Genomic DNA, 18,617 nt, shown 5'->3' with positions numbered 1-18,617 from the left:
TACAACAAATGGTATTTCGACGAGCTCTACAACATCCTCTTCGTGAAGCCCGCCTTCGCGATCGGCCGCTTCTTCTGGAAGCGCGGGGATGAAGGCACCATCGACCGCTTCGGTCCCGATGGCGCCGCCGCGCTCGTCGCTGGGGGGACCCGTCTCGCGGTCCGGCTGCAATCGGGTTATGTTTATGGATATGCGTTTGTGATGCTGCTCGGTCTTGTCGGCCTCGCCAGCTGGGCCATGGTGAATTTCCTGTGAGCGGCTTTCCGATCCTTTCGCTGATGCTGGCGGTCCCCGCGGTCGCCGCCATCGCCTGCCTGTTCGTCGGCGACAAGATGTCGCGCTGGGTTGCGCTGGGCGCGACGCTTGCGACCTTCGTCCTCGGCTGCGTGATGTGGGCGCAGTTCGATATTGGCGGGGCGCAGTGGCAGTTCACCGAACGCGCCGACCTGTTCGGGCGCTTTCAGTGGGCGCTCGGTATCGACGGCATGGCGCTGATGCTGATCATGCTCAGCGTCTTCCTGATGCCGCTCTGCATCCTTGCGAGCTGGGACGTGATCAAGCAGCGCGTCGGGCTCTACATGGCGATGTTCCTGATCATGGAAACCATCATGATCGGCGTCTTCATGGCGCAGGATCTGCTGCTCTTTTACATCTTCTTCGAAGCCGGCCTGATTCCGATGTATTTCATCATCGGCATCTGGGGCGGCGCGAACCGCATCTATGCGGCGTTCAAATTCTTCCTCTACACGCTGCTCGGGTCGGTGCTGATGCTGATCGCGATCATCGCGATGATAAGCGAAGCGGGCACGACCGACATCCCGACGCTGCTGAACTACAATTTCCCGCCCGGAATGCAGACCTGGCTGTGGCTCGCCTTCTTCGCCAGCCTCGCGGTCAAGATGCCGATGTGGCCGGTCCACACCTGGCTTCCCGACGCGCACGTCCAGGCGCCCACCGCGGGGTCGATGATCCTCGCGGGCGTGCTGCTGAAGCTCGGCGCCTATGGTTTCATCCGCTTCATGATGCCGATGTTCCCCGATGCGTCGGGCCAGCTGATGTGGATCGTCTTTGCGCTGTCGATGATCGCGGTGGTCTACACCAGTCTCGTCGCGCTGGCGCAGAGCGACATGAAGAAGCTGATCGCTTATTCGTCGGTCGCGCATATGGCGATCGTTACCGCGGGCCTGTTCGCTTTCAACCAGCAGGGGATTGAGGGCGCGCTGATCATCATGCTCAGCCATGGTGTCGTCTCGGCCGCGCTCTTTTTCTGCGTCGGCGTGATCTATGACCGGCTCCACACGCGCGAAATCGACCGCTACGGCGGGCTCGCGGTGAACATGCCGGCCTATGCGCTGTTCTTCATGCTGTTCACCATGGCGTCGATCGGCCTGCCCGGCACCAGCGGTTTCGTTGGTGAATTCCTGAGCCTCGCGGGCATCTACGAAGCCTCGAGCTGGGTCGCTTTCGTGTGCACCACCGGGATTATCCTCGGTGCCGCGTACATGCTCTATCTCTATCGCCGCGTCGTGTTCGGCGAACTCACCAAGGACGATGTGAAGGCGATGCCCGACCTCAATCCCCGCGAATGGGCGATCATGGCGCCGCTGGCGGCCGTGGCGCTGTGGATGGGCGTTTACCCCGAAAGCTTCCTCGCGCCGATGCGCGGCGATGTGACGACGGTCGTTGCGCGGCTCGCGCCGGCGAAACCCGCCGGCGACGCGCATCTCGCCGCGGGCAAGCCAAAGCCGGCAGGTGCCGCGCACGGCGAAGCGCATCATGCGGGAGGCGTCCAATGACTGCCGATCTCGCGCTCATCTGGCCCGAACTGATCCTGACGATCGGCGGACTCATCACGCTGATGCTCGGCACCTTCCTCGGCGATCGCCAGGTCGGGCTTTATCAGCTGAGCTCGCTGCTGACGCTCGCTGCCGCCGCGGCGGCGGTCGTCGCGCTGTTCGGCGTCGACGCGACGGTCTTTTCGGGCACGCTGTCGGTCGACGGGTTCGGCGGTTTCGCCAAGCTGCTGATCTACGCCGCAAGCTTCATCTGCATCGTCGTCGCGCCGCGCTTCTTCACCGGCGCGATGCGCGCCGAATATCCGGTTTTGATCCTGTTCGCCGCGCTTGGCATGGGCATCATGGCCTCGTCGCGCGACCTGATGACGCTCTACGTCGGACTCGAGCTCAACAGCCTTGCCGCTTATGTACTCGCCAGCTTCATGCGCACCGACGAACGGTCGACCGAAGCCGGCCTCAAATATTTCGTCCTCGGCGCGCTCGCGTCGGGCATGCTGCTCTACGGCATCTCGCTCCTTTACGGCTTCACCGGCACCACCGATTTCGCCGGCATCGCCAAGGTGATGGGCGGCGAGCTCAACATCGGGCTGACCTTCGGCATCGTGTTCGTGCTCGCGGGTCTCGGCTTCAAGATCAGCGCCGTGCCGTTCCATATGTGGACCCCCGACGTCTACGAAGGCGCGCCGACCCCGGTGACGACCTTCTTCGCCAGCGCGCCCAAGGTGGCCGCGATGGCGTTGATGACGCGCGTCGTCATCGACGCGATGGGTCCCGCGGTCGGCGCGTGGCAGCAGATCATCATCTTCCTGTCGCTCGCCTCGATCATCCTCGGTGCGGTCGGCGCGATCGGGCAGAAGAATATCAAGCGCCTGCTCGCTTATTCGTCGATCAACAATGTCGGCTTCATGCTCGTCGGCCTCGCTGCCGGAACGCAGCAGGGGGTCGAGGGCGTGCTGACCTATCTGCTCGTCTATGTCGTCACCACGCTCGGCGCCTTCCTCGTCGTGCTCCAGCTGCGCGATGCCGACGGCAACCAGATCGAAAGCATCCCGGCGCTCGCCGGCCTGTCGCAGCGTCGCCCCGGCCTGGCCGCGGCGATGGCGGTGTTCCTGTTCAGCCTCGCGGGCATTCCGCCGCTTTTCGGTTTCTGGCCGAAATATCTGGTGTTCGAAGCCGCGGTGAACGCGAACCTCGTGCCGCTGGCAGTCGCGGGTATCGTCGCCTCGGTGATCGGCGCCTTTTATTATATCGCGATCATCAAGACGATGTATTTCGACGACAAGTCGGACACCGAAATACCGGCGGGCGGCGGCGCGATCGTCGAGGACGCCGTGATTACCGCGAGCGCATTGTGGCTCTCGGTCATCGGCTATCTCTTCATTCCCGTGCTGGCGGTCGTTTCGGCCAGCGCCGCAGCGGTGCTGTTCTGATCCCGCCCATCGAGCGGATCGCGCAGACAGGTTCGACCAACGCCGACCTGCTGGCGCGGCTGGCAAGCGGCGAGCATGTCGGTGAAGGCCATTGGCTCGTCGCCGACCGCCAGACCGCCGGGCGCGGGCGCTTGGGCCGGGCGTGGGGCGACGGGCAGGGCAATTTCATGGGCTCGACGGTGGTGCATCTGACCGTGGGCGATCCATCGCCGGCGGGCCTGTCGCTCGTCGCCGGCGTCGCGCTGGCGAAGGCGGTTTCCACATTGGCGCCCGGTATCGATGCCCGGCTGAAATGGCCGAACGACCTGCTGATCGAGGGTGTGAAATGCACCGGCATCCTGCTCGAACGCGCGGGCGACAGCATCGTTATCGGCATGGGGGTCAATCTGGTCTCGGCGCCCGAATTGCCCGACCGCGCGACCATCTGCTTCGCCGACAAGGGCGTGGTCATCGATCGTGATCGCTTTGCCGAGGTGCTCGCGGTCGCGTTGAACGATGCGTTGTGGACGTGGCGGCATGAGGGGATCGATCGGATCACCGCCGCCTGGACCGCGCAGGCGCATCCGATCGGGACGCGGCTACGCGTGTCCGAGCAGGGGATCGACGGGACATTCGACGGCCTTGCGCCCGACGGGGCGCTGCGCTTGCGCCGCGATGGAGGAGAGGTCATGCTGATCCACGCGGGCGATGTCGAACTGCAACGACCCGTGAAGGAAGGAAATTGACCGTGCTGCTCGCGATCGATGTCGGCAACACCAATGCCAAATTCGCGCTGTTCGAACCCGGATCGAGTTCGGGGCAGGCGGCGCAGCCGCTCACGCGCTGGCGCATCGCGACCGACGATCGGCGCACAGCCGACGAATATATGGTCTGGCTCGACCAGTTGATGCGGATCGAGGGCTATGACCGTGCCGGCGTGACCGCCGTCATCATCTCGACCGTCGTGCCGCGCGCGCTCCACAATCTTCAGCTGCTCGCAGTCAAATATTTCGGCGTCGACGCGCTGGTTGCCGGGCGCGAGCCGGTGACCTGGGGGATCGCGCTCAAGGTCGACGAGCCGCAGTCGGTCGGCGCCGACCGCGCGGTCAACGCGATTTCGGCGCAGGCAGTCGAACCCGGCAAGGACAAGCTCGTCATCAGCTTCGGCACCGCGACGACGCTCGACCATATCGGCCCCGACGGCGCTTATATGGGCGGGATCATCGCGCCCGGCGTCAATCTCTCGCTCGAAGCGCTCGTTGCCGCGGCCGCCAAGCTCCCGCGCATCGCGATCGAGGCGCCGGCGACGAGCAGCGTTATCGGCCGCACCACCGAAAGCCAGATGCTCATCGGCGTCTATTGGGGCTATGTATCCATGATGGAAGGCCTAATAGGGCGTATGAAATCCGAAATCGACAAACCTCTCACCGTCATCGCGACGGGCGGCCTCGCGACGCTTTTCCAGGAACAGGCACATCTGTTCGACCGCATCGAGCCCGACCTGACGCTCAACGGCCTGATGCACCTCTATAATCAGCGGGGCGCGGGCGCATGACCGTTCCCGGCAAGGAATTGCTCTTCGTCGCGCTCGGCGGGTCGGGCGAGATCGGCATGAACGCCAATCTTTACGGCTGCGACGGCAAATGGATCATGCTCGACCTCGGCGTGACCTTTGGCAGCCATGATTATCCGGGCATCGACATCGTCATGCCCGACCTTGAATTTATCGAGGACCGCAAGAAGGATCTGCTCGGCATCGTGCTGACCCACGGGCATGAGGATCACATCGGCGCCTTGCCCTATCTCGCCGCCGACCTCGGCGTGCCGCTCTACGCCAATCGCTTCACCGCGGGGCTGATCGCGCACAAACTTGCCGAAGAAGGGTTGGAGAAAGACGTCAAGATCAAGACCGTCGACATCGACGCGCATTTCCAGCTTGGTCCGTTCGGTATCCGCCTGATGCCGCTCGCGCACTCGATCCTCGAAATGAGCGCGGCGGTGATCGACACGCCTTATGGCCGTATCTTTCACACCGGCGACTGGAAACTCGACGCCGATCCGGTGCTCGGCACCCCGTCGAGCGCGCAGGCGCTGACCGCGATCGGCGACGAAGGCGTCGATGTCCTCGTCTGCGATTCAACGAACGCGTTCAACGCCGAAGCGTCGGGCAGTGAGGGTGATCTGCAAGAAGGTCTGCTCAAGGCCGTCGGCGAGGCCAAGGGACGGGTGGTTGTCACGACGTTCGCCTCGAATGCTGCCCGGCTTGCAACGTTGGGTGCGGTCGCCAAGGCGACCGGACGCACGCTGTGCGTCGCGGGCCGCTCGCTCGACCGCATCCTCGGCGTCGCGCGCTCGGTCGGTTATCTCAAGGATTTTCCGCCGACGGTCGATTTCGACGAGGCGATGCGCCTGCCGCGTAATAAGGTGATGGTGATCGCGACCGGCGGGCAGGGCGAACCCCGCGCCGCGCTCGCGCGCATGGCGGCCGACATCCACCAGATCAAGCTCGAGGCGGGCGACACCGTCGTCTTCTCGTCGAAGCAGATCCCCGGCAACGAGGTCGCGATCGGGCGGATCATGAACCAGCTCGCGGCCAAGGACATCCTCACCGTCACTGAGAAGCAGGCGCATATCCATGTCAGCGGCCATCCGGGGCAACCCGAACTGGCCGCTCTCTATGGCTGGCTGCGCCCGAAACTGGTGCTGCCGGTGCATGGCGAGATCCGCCACATGCACGAACAGGCGCGCTTCGCGCTCGAAAAGGGCGTGCCCGACGCGCTGGTGCAGGAAAATGGCGATCTGGTTCGCCTGTCCCCCGGTGCGCCGAAGATCATCGAGCGCGTTCGCGCCGGACGGCTGATCCTCGACGGCGACGTGATCCTGCCCGCCGAAGGCGAGACGATCAACGAACGGCGCAAGCTCGCGCTCCACGGCCATATCACCGTCGCGGCGATCTTTTCCGACAAGCGTTTCGTCGACAGCGCGATCAGCTATCGCGGCGTCCCGGTCGAGGACGAGCGCGAGGCCTTTATCGACGAAATGCGCGAAGCCGCCGAACAGGCCGCGACCGGCCCCGCGCGCGATCAGGAAAAGCTGCGCGAGGCGATTCGCCTCGGCGTACGCCGCATTGCCACCGACTGGACGGGGAAAAAGCCCGTCGTCGACGTGATGCTCGTCGACATCTGATCCGGGACCGACTGCGATGAAATGGACTTCGGCGCTCGCCATCTACCTGCTGTTCTGGGCGTTCAGCGCCTTCTTCGTGCTGCCCTTCCATGGCCGGCGGCTGAGCGATGACGCGACGCCGCTGGTGCGGGGGCAGGATCCGGGCGCGCCTGCGGTCATTCGCCCCCGGCGCATCCTGCTACAGATGACGATCGTCGCGACGATCGCCTTCGTCCTTTATTACGTCGCCTATGTGCAGGGTTGGGTCGATCCCGACGTGCTCAGCGGGCGGGCGTCCAGCTAACCTATCCTTATGGTCATCCCCGCGAAGGCCGGGATCTCAACGATTGCACATGACGCAACGGCGAGATTCCGGCCTTCGCCGGAATGACGACATTTGGGATTGAATGGTTTGATCAGCCGCGCAGGCGGTCGATCGCCTGCGCCAGCGCGACATAGAGCTTGCCGATGTCCGACGACAGTAGGGTGACGCTGATCGCCGACCCGTCGCGCGCACCGATGAGCAGGCGCAGCATCGCCTCGAAATCGTGGATGAACTGGTTCACCGACGCGTGGAAGCCGTCGTCGGCCTGGTAAAGGCGCAGGATTTCCTTCGCCTCGCTATTGTCGACCAGCTTGACTGCGCGCCGCGCGAACACGCCGCGATCGCCCTTGAGATAAGCGTCCCAGGCGGTGTCGCTGACTTCGCTCGACAGGATCTTGGTGACGTCGATCGCGGTCGATTTCAGCGCCTCGGTCAGCACGCCGACCTGCTTGGCGAGCGAATCGCGGTCCGAGGCGGCGATCGCCTGTTCGGCCTCGCTCACGCGCTGTTCGACGCTCGCGCTGGTATCCATGATCGTGATGAGCTGACGCATCAGCCGGTCGGCGGCGCCATTGGCCGCCGCGACCGCGCGCGCCGAAGCGTCCTCGATCGCGGTGAGCTGCGCCATGATCTCGTTCTTGAACGCACTATCGATCGCTTCGCTTGCGGTCGCCTGCATCGCGTCGCGCGCGCCCGACACGAGCTTCTCAAGCGTCTGCCGCGCCTCTTCGGCCGCCGAATCGGCGGTAGAGCGAACCTCGCCGAGCGTCGCGATCATGCGCGCGCCGCCCTGCTCGGCAAATTCGTCGGCGCCGTCGCGCAGTTTTGCGAGCGCGGCTTCGGCTTCGGCGAGCGACGCGTTGATGCGGTCGACCAGCGTCTGCTGGCTTTCCGCATGGCCCGCCATCTGCTCTTCGTTCGACTTGAGGGTCGCCTGGACGGCATTGACGTGCGACATCGTCGACTGGGCGACCAGTTCCGACGCGTCGAGGATCGGACGGAGCTGCGACAGCGCGGACTGGGTCGTCTTGCCGTGCGACGCGATGCGGTCGAGCGCGTGCGGCAGCGTTTCGTCGAGCTCGCGCGTCACGGCGTCGAGCGCCAGCAGCAGCGATTCGGCATGGGTGATGAGCTGGTGCGCCGACGCGTTGCCGCTCTGCACTTCCTGCATGAAGGCGCCGAGCTGCGTTTTGGTATCGTCGATCGCGCGGCCGATAACGCCCGTGCTCGCGCTGACGCTGACATCGAGGACTTCGAGCTGCTGACCGACCTCGGCGACATGCGCGGTGATCCGCGAGGCGAGCGCATCGCTGGCGTCGGCATGGCCCGAAAGCTGGGCGCCCATCGCATCGCCCGCGGCGCGGGCCGCGGCCAGCTTTTCATCCATTTGCGCCGCGGCGGTATCGACGCCTTCGCGGAACTGCCGCCAGCTTTCGTCCATCTGGCTTGTCACCGCGGCAACGGTTGTCGCCATGTCGTCGCGGACCGTGGCGGCAACGCTGGACATCTGGGCAAGGGCTGCGCCGTGGGCGCCGGTCACCTGCGCCGATGCGGCGAGCAGGTCCGATTCGGTTTCCTTCGTCTGTCCCTGCAGCGCGACGATCGCCTCGAGGATGCTGGCGGTCGATGCTTCGCCGGCCTGCGCGGTCTTCGCGGCTTCCTCGCCGAGCGCCGCGAGCCGGGCTTCCAGATTGGCGCCCTGCTGGTGCGCGACGAGCCCAGCTTCGCGGAAATTGACCGCGAGGCGCTGCGCGACATCGTCGATCCGCGGCAGGCCCGCAAGCAGGCCGTCCATCCGCTGCATCGCGACATCGCCCGACCGTGCCAGCTGGTCATGCGCGTTGGCGATGACCGACGCATTGCTGGCGAGCTTGTCGCTGCTTTCGTTGAGCCGCATCACGGTGTCGAGGCCGAGCTGCTGGACGATCTTCGCCTGTTCGCCGAGCTGCTTCTGCGCATCGGCCAGATGCAGGCCGAGCGAGTGCATCGACTGGTTGAGCGCCATATTTTCTTCGCGAAGCGCGGTCGTAACGCGGGCGAATCGCGCCTGTTCGGATCGGCTCGCCCGCAAGAATGCCATCCACAGCACCGCGAGCAAAGTCAGCGGCATCGCGATCGTCGCGACCAGCGCGGGCCAGTCGGCGAGCGCGGGGCTGCGCGCAAAGCTGTCGGATGCGACGGTGAGTGCGAACAGCGTCCAGCCGATTGCAAGAAGGATGAGCAGGGCAGGGGCGATGCGGTCGCGCCATGCCGACGCCGCATGCGCCGCTTCGTCGCTCTCGTCCATCTCACCGGCGTCGGTCAGCGAGGACATATCGAGCCAATCCCGTTCAGCGGGCGCCTCCGCTTCGGGCGCGAGCGCGGTCTCGGGCGCGGCGGTTTCCACCGGCGCTACGCTGTCCGCTTCCTGGTTTGCAGCGGAATCCCGCCACAATCCGACGATTTTCTTTTCCCCCGTCATCCTGCCATCTTAGCATCAAATGGCCGTCTTGAAACGGAAACTTAACCACAAGCTGCCAATCCTGTGGAATGTCTTTCGATAGTGGCCCCCTTGACCGTTACCTCAGCGCCGCAATCGGTGACGACGCGGCGATGGCGATGGACTTGCGCAGTGCCCTCACCGGCAGCGCGCGCGACCTCGCCGACCTGATGCGCCGCGCCCGCTGCGATGCGAACTGGGAGATGGCGGCGCTCCGTTTGAAGAGCCTCGCCGCGACCTTCGGCATCATATCGCTGATCCAGCTCGCCGAAGATGCCATGGCCGGTGCGCCGGGCGATCCCGCGGTGCTGCGCCAGATCAACCAGGCGATCGACGACATCGCTTGATCGACCGGGCCTGACGGGCGGGGCCTGACCGGCGAGCCGGGTTCAATTCCCGTTCAGCCGCTTGGCTTCAGAGAAATATCGATACCGGCCGTCTTGCCTTGGCAACGCGAGGGGTTTAGCCGCGTTTAGGACGCGCGGCCGAGCCCTTGATGTGTTGGGGCGAGGCGACCGATTCAGAGGAGAGATTTCGATGTTCACCCGTTTCCGCTCGATGCCTGCAACGGCGATGGCTGCCGTGCTGGGCTGCGCGCTGATGACGACCGCGACGCCGGCTGCTGCCCAGAAGAAGGAAAAGCCGAAGAAGGAAGAAGCCGCCAAGGGCGGCGGTATTTCCATCAGCAAGGAATTCATGCCTGCGGCCAAGAAGATGGAAGAGGCGCAGAAAGCCAAGGATCCGGCCGCGATGCAAGCCGCGCTGACCGCTGGGCAGCCCACGGCGACCACGCCCGACGACAAATATTACGTTGGTTCCTATCAGCTCCAGCTCGGCATTCTGAACAAGGATCAGACGCTGCAGGCCCAGGGGCTCGACGCGATGCTCGAAACGGGCAGGACCCCGGCCGAGAATGCCGGCATCTATAATTTCTATTCGGGCAATTTCGCCTATGGCGCGAAAAACTATGCCAAGGCGATCCAGCGGCTCGAAGCGGCGAAGGCCGCCGGCTCGACCGAATCCGCCCTCGCTCCGATGCTGATGGACAGCTATCTGAACGGCGGTCAGATCGACAAGGGCTGGGAAATCGCCAAGGCCGGGATTGATAGCGCGCGTGCGGCAGGCACCAAGCCGTCCGAAGAACTCTATGTCCGTCCGGCGCAGGCTTTCCAGAAAGCGAACCGTACCAACGAGATGCTCGACGTGCTGACGATGCGCGTACAGGATTATCCGACGCCGGCAACGTGGCGCAACACGCTCTATATCCTGCTGCAGCAGGCGGCGGGCGACAAGGAACTCAACCTCGACATCCTGCGCCTGATGCGCGCGACCAATTCGATGACCCAGCGTCCCGAATATCTGGAATATGCGGGGCTGGCGACCGAAGCCGGCTATCCGGGCGAAGTCGTTGCGGTGATCAGGCAGGGACAGAATAGCGGCGCGATTCCCAAGACCGACTCGCATTTCGGGAGCATTCTCGAATCGCAGGGGCCGCGCGCAGCGTCGGACGCCGCGGCCGTCGCCGCGGATGCCAGCAAGCCCGCGACCCTCAACAACCCCAAGGCCGCACGCGCGACCGCCGACGCGCTGGTGGGCAATGGCGAGGCGGCGAAAGCCATTCCGCTGTACGAAGCCGCACTGAAGGCTGCTCCCGCCGACAGTTTGATCCAATATCGGCTGGGCGTTGCGCAGGCGTTGGCGGGGCAGGGCGATGCCGCGGTCGCGAGCTTTGCCAAGGTGCAGGGCAACCGCCTGCGGCTTGCGCAGCTCTGGACGATCCGCGCCAAAGCCGGCGCGCCGGCCGCGGCCGCCGCCACGCCGACCACCGGCGGCTGAACCGGCTAACTTCGAAAAAAAAGGCGCCGCTCCGGACTGGAGCGGCGCCTTTTTTTGTTTGGCGCGATTCCCGCGGGGTCAGGGCTCGACAGGAATCCCGGCCAGTTGCTTGGCGGTGCGAATCGTCAGCGACGTTTTTACGCTGGTGACATTGGGCGCGGACGTCAGGTGCGCGGTCAGGAAGGACTGGAAGCTCTGCAGGTCGCGCGCGACCACCTTGAGCAAGAAGTCGATCTCGCCGTTGAGCATGTAACATTCGCGCACTTCGGCGAGCCCGCCGACATAATCTTCGAACGCCTTCAGGTCGGATTCGGCCTGGCTGCGCAGGCTGACCATCGCAAAGACGGTGATCCCATAACCCAGCTTCGCCGCGTCGAGGTCGGCATGATAGGATCTGATGACCCCCGATTCCTCGAGTGCCCGCACGCGGCGGAGGCACGGCGGGGCAGTCAGCCCCACCATTTGTGCCAGTTCGACATTCGTCATCCGCCCGTTTTTCTGCAGTTCGCCCAGTATCTGCAAATCGATCTGATCGAATTTCTGGCTTGCCATCATTGAAACATCCGCTTTCCAAAACTGCGGCGACCATAATATTATTTCAGGCGATTGCAATTGTCCCACAATGTGACGTGGAAGGTTAAGGCACTTTCATGACCGGATGATTCACGCTAGCCGGTAAGCATATTGTAACCAACGATAGAGGGTGTGGGGCTGGCTTCGCGTGACTGCTGATTCAATGATCGCGACCATCTTGCGCCAGGCGCCTGCGGACCGCCGTGCGAGTATCGCGGCGTGGCGGCAACTCTCCGATATTCTGGCTCAGCGCGGCAATCAACTGGCCGATGACGATATTCGTCGCAGCCTGCATGCCCTCGCCGTATTGCGGCCACGGATCCCCGAATCCGTACGCCGCGACTGTGCGCGGGCGATCGCCCGCCACGGCCGTTTTGCTCCGCTCGTCGCGCTCTATGCCAATGATGTCCCGGCGGTCTCGGCGATCATGCTCCGCGACGCGTGTTTGTCGGAGGCCGACTGGCTGGCGGTGCTGCCCGCGACGAGCGCGATGGCACGGTCGGTGCTGGCCGGGCGTCCCGACCTGCCGGGCGGGGTCTATCGCGCGCTGGCGAGCCTCGGCAGCGGATCGGTGGCGTTGCCGCAGCCCGAAGCGGAAGCGGTAGCGCAGCAAGCGCCGCTTCCTCCCGTCGACGCGGAACCCGAAGCGCAGGTCGAAGCGCAAGCTGAAACCGGCCCGAGCCAGATCAGCGAGCTGGTTCGCCGGATCGATAAATATCAGTCGACCCGCGGCCAGCCGCAGGCGGAACGGGCACCGCGCGCGGCGTTCCTTTTCGAAACCGGGCCCGACGGCGTGATTCACTGGGTCGACGGGGTGACGCGCGGCGCCGTGATCGGCCTGTCGATTGCCGAGGCGGCCTTCGGCGGCGAGCCCGGCACCGACGGTGTGGCCGCGGGTGCCTTCCGCCAGCGCGCCGAAATCATCAACGCGCGAATGCACCTCGAAGGGACGCCCGCCGAAGCCGGCGAATGGCGTTTTTCGGCCTTGCCCTGGTTCGATCCGGCGACGGGGCAGTTTCGCGGCTATCGCGCCAACGCCCGCCGTCCGCACCAGAGCGAAATACCGTATGGAAGGCCTGCCGCGGAAGATTCGGGCGATTCGATCCGCCAGCTGATCCACGAACTGCGCAGCCCGCTGAACGCCATTTCGGGCTTTGCGCAGATTGTTTCGGGACAGATGTTCGGCCCGGTCAATCGCAGCTATCGCGCGATGGCCGAAACGATCGTGACGGACGCCGCATCGGTACAGTCGATCATCGACGATCTGGAAACCGCCGCGCGCAGCGGCTCGGCCCCGGTCGAGCAACCTCCGGGCGAGGTCGTCGATATTGGTGCGGTCGTGACGCAGGTCGAGGGCGATCTCGTCGGACTGCTGACCGAGCAACGCGTCGATCTCAGCATTTCGCGTGTCGGCGGCCCGTTCATGGGTCTGGCGAACGATGCCAGTGCGCGGCGTATGGTCGGCCGCCTGCTCACCGCGCTGGTCGATGTGTCCGAACCGGGCGCGATTCTGGTCGGGCAGCTGGTGACCGAATCGCCGCATGACGACATGCTGCAGCTTCGCATCGTCCGACCCGCGACGATCCGCTTCGCGACCGCGTCCGACCTGCTTGATCCGGGCTTCAGCCCCGAAGGCGAGGCGCCGGGCGCGGCGGTCCTCAGCCTCGGTTTTTCGCTCCGCCTCGTCGACAGCCTCGCGCGGGGGGCCGGGGGACGGCTCGATATCGGGCATAACGCCTTGACCTTGCACCTGCCCTCCGCCAACTCGAAGGCCGAGGTCGAGCTGGAAGCCCAGCAAGGCGATTAGGCCGCCGGCCGGGGCAAAGGGGAGCATGGTGCAGCCTGCGGGCAATTTCTTTGCGCATCCGGCCGCATCGGACCTGGTTCAACTGGAAGCGAGTGAAAGCCCGCGATTCTGGGTCACGATCGATACCGAGGAAGATTTCGACTGGGCGGCGCCCTTCGCGCGCACCGGCTATCGCCTCGCGTCGGTCCCCGCGCTCGCCGAATGCCAGAGCTATTTCGAGCGTGCGGGGGTGCAGCCCATCTATCTGGTCGACTGGCCGGTCGTCGCCGACGACCGGGCGGTAGAGATCCTCGGCGCCGCGCAAGGGGCTGGCCGCTGCGAGATCGGGGCGCAGCTTCATCCGTGGGTGACGCCGCCGCACGATGAGCAGGTGAGCGAGCGCAACAGCTATACCGGCAACCTGCCCGCCGATTTGCAACGTGCAAAAATGACCGCGCTGCGCGACGCGATTCGCGATCGTTTCGGCGTCGCCCCGACGACCTATCGCGCCGGACGCTATGGCCTGGGGCGCGATACGGCGGCGATGCTCGCCGAGCTCGGCTTCCGCTGCGATACCTCGGTTCGCGCGGGATTCGATTATCGCGCCGGCCATGGCCCCGACTATCGTCACGCCCCGCTGCACCCCTGGTGGGTTCGCACCAAACAGGGCGCGGTGCTCGAGATGCCCGTGACGACCGTGTTCGGCGGCCTCTTGGGCGAAGCGGGGCGCGGCATCTATCACCGCATCGTACGGGGTGGCACGCATGCCCGTGCGGCGCTGGCGCGGCTTGGTCTTGTCGAGCGGATCGCGCTGACGCCCGAGGGCATCCCCGCCGAACGCGCGTGCAAGGCGATCGACATCGCTATCGACCTGCGCCTGCCTGTGCTGAACTTTTCCTTCCATTCGCCGTCGCTGCAACCGGGCAACACGCCCTATGTCCGCAGCATCGCCGATCTCGACCTTTTCTATCGCTGGTGGGACGTGGTGCTGGGTCACCTTGCCTCTCGGGGCGTTGAGCCGACGACCGTGGCGGAAATATTGGCGATGGCTGAACGCAAGGTCTCCCAAAGCCCAACCCCCTGAGCGTTGGCGCTTGCCAATCCGGCGCGCGCTCCGCTATCGCCCGCACATCCCCCACCGGGTGTCCAAGGGGGGCCTGTAGCTCAATGGTTAGAGCTGGCCGCTCATAACGGCTAGGTTGCGGGTTCGAGTCCTGCCGGGCCCACCATTTTCCCCCAACACGTGCCCACCATTTCCCTTGCAAATCGAAACCGGTAGCGGTCCACTGCTCCAGCAGAAGGAGAGGGATATGGGGAAGCGGCGGACGATCTTGCTGGGCGGCCTTGCGATCGTGGCAATAGTGGCGGGGGCGGTGGCGGTACGGACCGCAAGCTTCGCGCCCAGGGACATTGCCGACGGCAGCGACATCCGGCTTGCGCCGGCGCCGTCCTATGATCTGGACGCCGCGGTTTCGCATCTGAGCGCCGCGGCGCAGATCAGGACGGTCTCGCACCAGGACCCCGCCGAGAATGCGGTCGCCGAATGGGACCGGCTGCACAGCTGGCTCGCGGCGACCTATCCCGCGACGCACCGCGCGATGACGCGCACGATCCTGCCGAACCGCACCCTCATCTATCATTGGCCCGGCAGCGACGCGTCGCTCGCGCCGATCATCGTCATGGCGCACCAGGACGTCGTGCCGGTCACCGACGGCACCGAAGGCGACTGGAAATACCCGCCCTTCGCGGGGACGATCGCCGAAAATTCGGTGTGGGGCCGCGGCACCGTCGACGACAAGGGGTCGCTCGTCGGGCTGTTCGAAGCGATCGAGGCGCTGGCGAAGCAAGGCTTCCAGCCGAAACGCGGTATCTATCTCGTGTCGGGCCATGACGAGGAAGCCGGTGGATCGGGCGCGGTTGCCGCCGCGGCGAAGCTGAAGGCCGACGGCGTCCGCGCGCTGTTCACCCTCGACGAGGGCAGCGTCGTGCTGCGCGACACGCCGGTCATCAACGGTCCCGCGATCCTGATCGGGGTCGCCGAAAAAGGCTATGCGACGCTCAAGGTCACCGCCAACGCGCCCGGCGGGCACAGCTCGATGCCGCCCGCCGAAACCGGCGTGACGACGCTGGCGCGCGCGGTGCTGGCGATCACCGAAAAGCCGTTCCCGATCGAAATGCGCGGGCCGGGCGCCGCGATGGTCGAGGCTCTCGCCGCGCACAAGGGCGGCACGACGAAGATGGCGGTCGCCAACCAGTGGTTGCTGGGCCCCGTTTTGAAAGGGCAGCTTTCGGCGTCGCCGTCCTCTGCGGCCGCTTTCCACACGACCATCGCACCGACGATGCTGCAGGGGAGCCCGAAGGAGAATGTGCTGCCGCAATCGGCCAGTGCGCTGATCAACTATCGCATCGCGCCGTGGAACAGCTCGGCCGACGTCATGGCGCGCGCCAAGGCCGCGGTCGGCGATGCGCCGGTCGACCTCAGCTGGGTCAAGCCGCCGAACGAGCCGTCGCGCGTCTCGTCGAGCAGCTCGCAGGGCTGGAAATATGTCGTCGCCGCGGCGCGCGCCGATGCGCCCGACGCGGTCGTCGCGCCCTATCTGGTCGTTGCGGCGACCGACAGCCGCAGCATGGAGCCGATTTCAGAGGATGTGTACCGCTTCATGCCGATGCACTTCACGCTGAAGGAGACGGCGATGATCCACGGCACCAACGAACATATGACGGTCGACAGCTTCAAACGCATGATCGATTTCTATGCGCGGCTGATTGCGACATCGACGGGATAGACTTGGCGGCCAAGCCTGTCTAAGGCGCCCGCAGCGTCGGGGAGTGGCGCAGCCCGGTAGCGCGCTTGCTTTGGGAGCAAGATGTCGCAGGTTCGAATCCTGTCTCCCCGACCATTTATGCGCCGGCAGCGCCGCTTATTTCGTCAACTGGCCAGCGGCGATCCGCCACCCGTCGCTCGATTTGTCGGCGACAAGGACCAGCGTGCGCTTCTGGTCGGGAGCCACCTTCCCATCGGCGAGAAAATCCATGCGGAAAAAGATCGTCGCGACATCGGGGCGCAGCATTTGTACCTTCGGCTCGCCCTTGATGGCGAGCGTGACCTTCCGCGCAACCGCCCAGCCGCCGCCCTGATGGACCTTGGCGAATTCGCTCAGGATTGCGGCACGCCCTTCGGTCCGCTCTTCGCTGGAGGGCACCCAGATCGCGTCGACGGTATAGAGCTTCTCGAAGGCGCCGATGTCATGGCCATTCCATGCTGCAACGAACTGATCGGGAAGCTGTTCGGGCTCGGCGCTCTGCGCCAGCGCCGCCGCCGGCAACAGCGACAGGCCCGCCAAAAGGAAAAGCCGCATATCCGTCCCTCCAAGCCGATGGCATCGGCGCCAATCTACGCCTGTCCGGCGAGGAAGTCGACGACCGGCAAGCGGACGACTCACCCGTTTCCGTTCGCCGGTCTGCGCGGCCGTTTCGCGAGGGGCTTGGGCGCGGTGGGCGGTTCGATCACGGTGCCGGTCCGCGCATCGACGGCGCCGTGCAATTTTGCGGGATCGACGCCCAGTTCCTTGGCCCAGCGCTCGAGATCGCTCGAACGATAATCCGCCACCTTGCGCCAGCGATCGAAGACGCTGTCGTCGATCGTCTCGTTGACGCTGAGCCATGTTCCCTTGTCGCCCTGCGTCGCGGGTGCGGCGATCCGGCGGTGGAAGCGGCGTCCGAATTTAACGAGACGGTAGCAGCCCCGCAGGAAGCTTTTGAAACTGTCGTGGATCGCCGCGGTGATTTCATAACCCGTCGGCACGACTTCGCCGCGATAGGCGAGGCCGAGGGCGCCCGCCTTCTTCATCAGCCATGCAAGCGGTAGTTGCGGCATGTCGTCGCCCGCGATCCCGCCGCCGACATTGGCATGCGCGCCGGCAAACCAGCGCTGTTCGACGATCGTCGGCCGCACGCGGCGCTTGCCGGGGGGATCGGGGATGGTCGGCGTGAAACGTGTCCACAGCGTCGGCGCGAACGCCGCGCGATGCTCGTCGAGCGCGAGCGCATGATAGGCATGTTCATAGATCGCCGAGAGCCGGCTATTGTGAAAGCCGAAGCGCCGCCGGCTGAGCCCCGGGATATTGCCGAAGGGGATGCCGAGCGCGCCGACGGTGTCCCACACCCCGATCATCTTGATCGGAACGCGCCGCGAATGGCGCAGCAGTCGCTTTTCCGCGGGCGGCAGGTTTTTCGTCTGGTGCAGCTCGACAAACGATGGCGCCCTGGCGTCGAGGCGGTAGCGTTCGTACAGTTCCTCGACCGACAGCGGCGAGCCCGGGCGGAGGAGGCCGCAGCGCGCAATCATGCCCGCGACACTGCGCGCGGTGAAGGCGCCGCGGCTGAACCCGAACAGGAAGATCTGGTCGCCCTGGTCATAATGCCCCATCAGCCAGCGATACGCGCCAATGACGTCGCGATCGAGCCCATAGCCGAGCATCCCGCCGCGGATACGCTCGCCGCGCGGGGTGCCGACTCCGGCGGTGTAATAGCAAAGCTGGGCGATGCCCGACGCGTCCTTCGGCGCGACGAGCTGGCTCAGGCGCCAGACGCTGGTATTGTCCTCGGAGCTGTTCCAGGTGCCGTCGAGCAGGAGGACGAGCCTCTTGCCGGGCATGGTCACAGGCGGTTTTCCCATCGCGTAGCGCTCTCCGGTTTCGCTACGGGGGTCTCTCATATCTCCATGACGCCAGCAAGGTCGGTATCATGGACGAAAAAAAGCGGCCTTCCCGAAGGAAGACCGCCCTTTTTCGTTTCGGTCATTGCCCCGAGGGGCTGTGACTTACTTCTTTTCTTCAGCCGGAGCGGCCGGAGCAGCAGCGGCATCGGCCGGAGCAGCAGCGGTCGCAGCAGCGTCGGCCGGAGCAGCAGCTTCGGCACCAGCAGCAGCAGCGTCAGCACCAGCAGCAGCGGCTTCAGCGCCAGCAGCAGCGGCGTCGGCGCCTTCTTCAGCAACAGCTTCAGCAGCCGGAGCTTCCGTGGTGGCTTCTTCAGCAGCCTTTTCACCGCAAGCGGCGAGGGCGAACATGCTGGCAGCAACGGCGATAGCAGCAAATTTCTTCATGATGTGTGGGCTCCCTAAAATGCCTTAACGCGTCGGGGAAACTTTCCCGTTCCGCGAGCGGCGGGATTTAGCCGTTCCGCATGAATCGTCAACAAAAATAATTGAGATGGTCGGCGGTGGCGGGATTCTGTCATTTCTCCGTCA

Annotated in this window: 16 protein-coding genes, 2 tRNA genes and 1 pseudogene; 14 read left to right on the top strand and 5 right to left on the bottom strand. The window is 65.1% G+C overall.

Going from position 1 to position 18,617, the window contains the following annotated elements; genetic code table 11:
• The 7 genes and pseudogenes from V6M50_RS11260 to V6M50_RS11230 all read left to right on the top strand — a co-directional run.
• A pseudogene (locus V6M50_RS11260) lies at positions 1–255 on the top strand (NADH-quinone oxidoreductase subunit L); the annotation flags it as partial.
• Positions 252–1,796 (top strand): NADH-quinone oxidoreductase subunit M, encoded by a 1,545-nt coding sequence (locus V6M50_RS11255; RefSeq protein WP_332818646.1) that lies wholly within the window; start codon positions 252–254, stop codon positions 1,794–1,796. The pseudogene V6M50_RS11260 and the gene V6M50_RS11255, both read left to right, overlap by 4 nt.
• Positions 1,793–3,226 (top strand): NADH-quinone oxidoreductase subunit NuoN, encoded by a 1,434-nt coding sequence (gene nuoN / locus V6M50_RS11250; RefSeq protein WP_332818645.1) that lies wholly within the window; start codon positions 1,793–1,795, stop codon positions 3,224–3,226. Before V6M50_RS11255 ends, nuoN begins: the two co-directional genes overlap by 4 nt.
• Positions 3,148–3,951, top strand: coding sequence for a biotin--[acetyl-CoA-carboxylase] ligase (locus V6M50_RS11245; protein WP_332818644.1), 804 nt, complete (start codon positions 3,148–3,150; stop codon positions 3,949–3,951). The genes nuoN and V6M50_RS11245 overlap by 79 nt, the downstream gene beginning before the upstream one ends.
• A 2-nt stretch (positions 3,952–3,953) precedes the next feature.
• Positions 3,954–4,760 (top strand): type III pantothenate kinase, encoded by an 807-nt coding sequence (locus tag V6M50_RS11240; protein WP_332818660.1) that lies wholly within the window; start codon positions 3,954–3,956, stop codon positions 4,758–4,760.
• On the top strand, positions 4,757–6,391 hold the full coding sequence (locus V6M50_RS11235; protein WP_332818643.1) for a ribonuclease J: 1,635 nt from the start codon (positions 4,757–4,759) through the stop codon (positions 6,389–6,391). Before V6M50_RS11240 ends, V6M50_RS11235 begins: the two co-directional genes overlap by 4 nt.
• 16 nt (positions 6,392–6,407) lie before the next feature.
• The gene (locus V6M50_RS11230) at positions 6,408–6,674 is read left to right on the top strand and encodes a DUF1467 family protein (protein WP_332818642.1); all 267 of its coding nucleotides are present in this window, start codon (positions 6,408–6,410) and stop codon (positions 6,672–6,674) included.
• 112 nt (positions 6,675–6,786) lie between these two features.
• Here V6M50_RS11230 and V6M50_RS11225 read toward each other — a convergent pair whose 3' ends face one another.
• On the bottom strand, positions 6,787–9,156 hold the full coding sequence (locus V6M50_RS11225) for a hypothetical protein (RefSeq protein WP_332818641.1): 2,370 nt from the start codon (positions 9,154–9,156) through the stop codon (positions 6,787–6,789).
• A 68-nt stretch (positions 9,157–9,224) separates the two neighbouring features.
• Here V6M50_RS11225 and V6M50_RS11220 point away from each other — a divergent pair, with 68 nt between their 5' ends.
• Together V6M50_RS11220 and V6M50_RS11215 are read left to right on the top strand one after the other, a co-directional pair.
• Complete coding sequence (locus V6M50_RS11220) at positions 9,225–9,521, top strand: Hpt domain-containing protein (RefSeq protein ID WP_332818640.1); 297 nt, start codon at positions 9,225–9,227, stop codon at positions 9,519–9,521.
• Positions 9,522–9,711: 190 nt separating this feature from the next.
• Positions 9,712–11,010 carry a tetratricopeptide repeat protein gene (locus tag V6M50_RS11215; protein ID WP_332818639.1) on the top strand — a complete coding sequence of 433 codons (1,299 nt, stop codon included), beginning with the start codon at positions 9,712–9,714 and terminating at the stop codon, positions 11,008–11,010.
• Positions 11,011–11,088: 78 nt separating this feature from the next.
• Here V6M50_RS11215 and V6M50_RS11210 read toward each other — a convergent pair whose 3' ends face one another.
• Positions 11,089–11,562 carry an Lrp/AsnC family transcriptional regulator gene (locus tag V6M50_RS11210; RefSeq protein ID WP_192645538.1) on the bottom strand — a complete coding sequence of 158 codons (474 nt, stop codon included), beginning with the start codon at positions 11,560–11,562 and terminating at the stop codon, positions 11,089–11,091.
• A 169-nt stretch (positions 11,563–11,731) separates the two neighbouring features.
• Here V6M50_RS11210 and V6M50_RS11205 point away from each other — a divergent pair, with 169 nt between their 5' ends.
• The 5 genes from V6M50_RS11205 to V6M50_RS11185 all read left to right on the top strand — a co-directional run bounded on the left by V6M50_RS11205 (position 11,732) and on the right by V6M50_RS11185 (position 16,269).
• Positions 11,732–13,390 carry a histidine kinase dimerization/phospho-acceptor domain-containing protein gene (locus V6M50_RS11205; RefSeq protein ID WP_332818638.1) on the top strand — a complete coding sequence of 553 codons (1,659 nt, stop codon included), beginning with the start codon at positions 11,732–11,734 and terminating at the stop codon, positions 13,388–13,390.
• A 25-nt stretch (positions 13,391–13,415) separates the two neighbouring features.
• On the top strand, positions 13,416–14,453 hold the full coding sequence (locus V6M50_RS11200; protein ID WP_332818637.1) for a polysaccharide deacetylase family protein: 1,038 nt from the start codon (positions 13,416–13,418) through the stop codon (positions 14,451–14,453).
• 69 nt (positions 14,454–14,522) lie between these two features.
• A tRNA-Ile gene (locus V6M50_RS11195) sits at positions 14,523–14,598 on the top strand.
• Between the two features lie 81 nt (positions 14,599–14,679).
• On the top strand, positions 14,680–16,155 hold the full coding sequence (locus tag V6M50_RS11190) for a M20 family peptidase (protein ID WP_332818636.1): 1,476 nt from the start codon (positions 14,680–14,682) through the stop codon (positions 16,153–16,155).
• Positions 16,156–16,192: 37 nt separating this feature from the next.
• Positions 16,193–16,269: transfer RNA gene (locus tag V6M50_RS11185), tRNA-Pro, on the top strand.
• A 21-nt stretch (positions 16,270–16,290) separates the two neighbouring features.
• Here V6M50_RS11185 and V6M50_RS11180 read toward each other — a convergent pair.
• The 3 genes from V6M50_RS11180 to V6M50_RS11170 all read right to left on the bottom strand — a co-directional run bounded on the left by V6M50_RS11180 (position 16,291) and on the right by V6M50_RS11170 (position 18,415).
• Positions 16,291–16,728 carry an SgcJ/EcaC family oxidoreductase gene (locus tag V6M50_RS11180; protein WP_332818635.1) on the bottom strand — a complete coding sequence of 146 codons (438 nt, stop codon included), beginning with the start codon at positions 16,726–16,728 and terminating at the stop codon, positions 16,291–16,293.
• A gap of 80 nt (positions 16,729–16,808) precedes the next feature.
• Entirely contained in the window at positions 16,809–18,047 is a 1,239-nt protein-coding gene (locus tag V6M50_RS11175; protein ID WP_332818634.1) for a DUF2235 domain-containing protein, read from the bottom strand.
• 35 nt (positions 18,048–18,082) lie between these two features.
• On the bottom strand, positions 18,083–18,415 hold the full coding sequence (locus V6M50_RS11170; protein WP_332818633.1) for a hypothetical protein: 333 nt from the start codon (positions 18,413–18,415) through the stop codon (positions 18,083–18,085).
• Between the last annotated feature and the right edge of the window lie 202 nt (positions 18,416–18,617).

The organism is Sphingopyxis sp. (genome assembly GCF_036675685.1).
GTDB lineage: Bacteria > Pseudomonadota > Alphaproteobacteria > Sphingomonadales > Sphingomonadaceae > Sphingopyxis.
The sequence above is the reverse complement of the archived record's forward strand: the minus strand, read 5'-3'. Positions and strand labels throughout refer to the sequence as shown.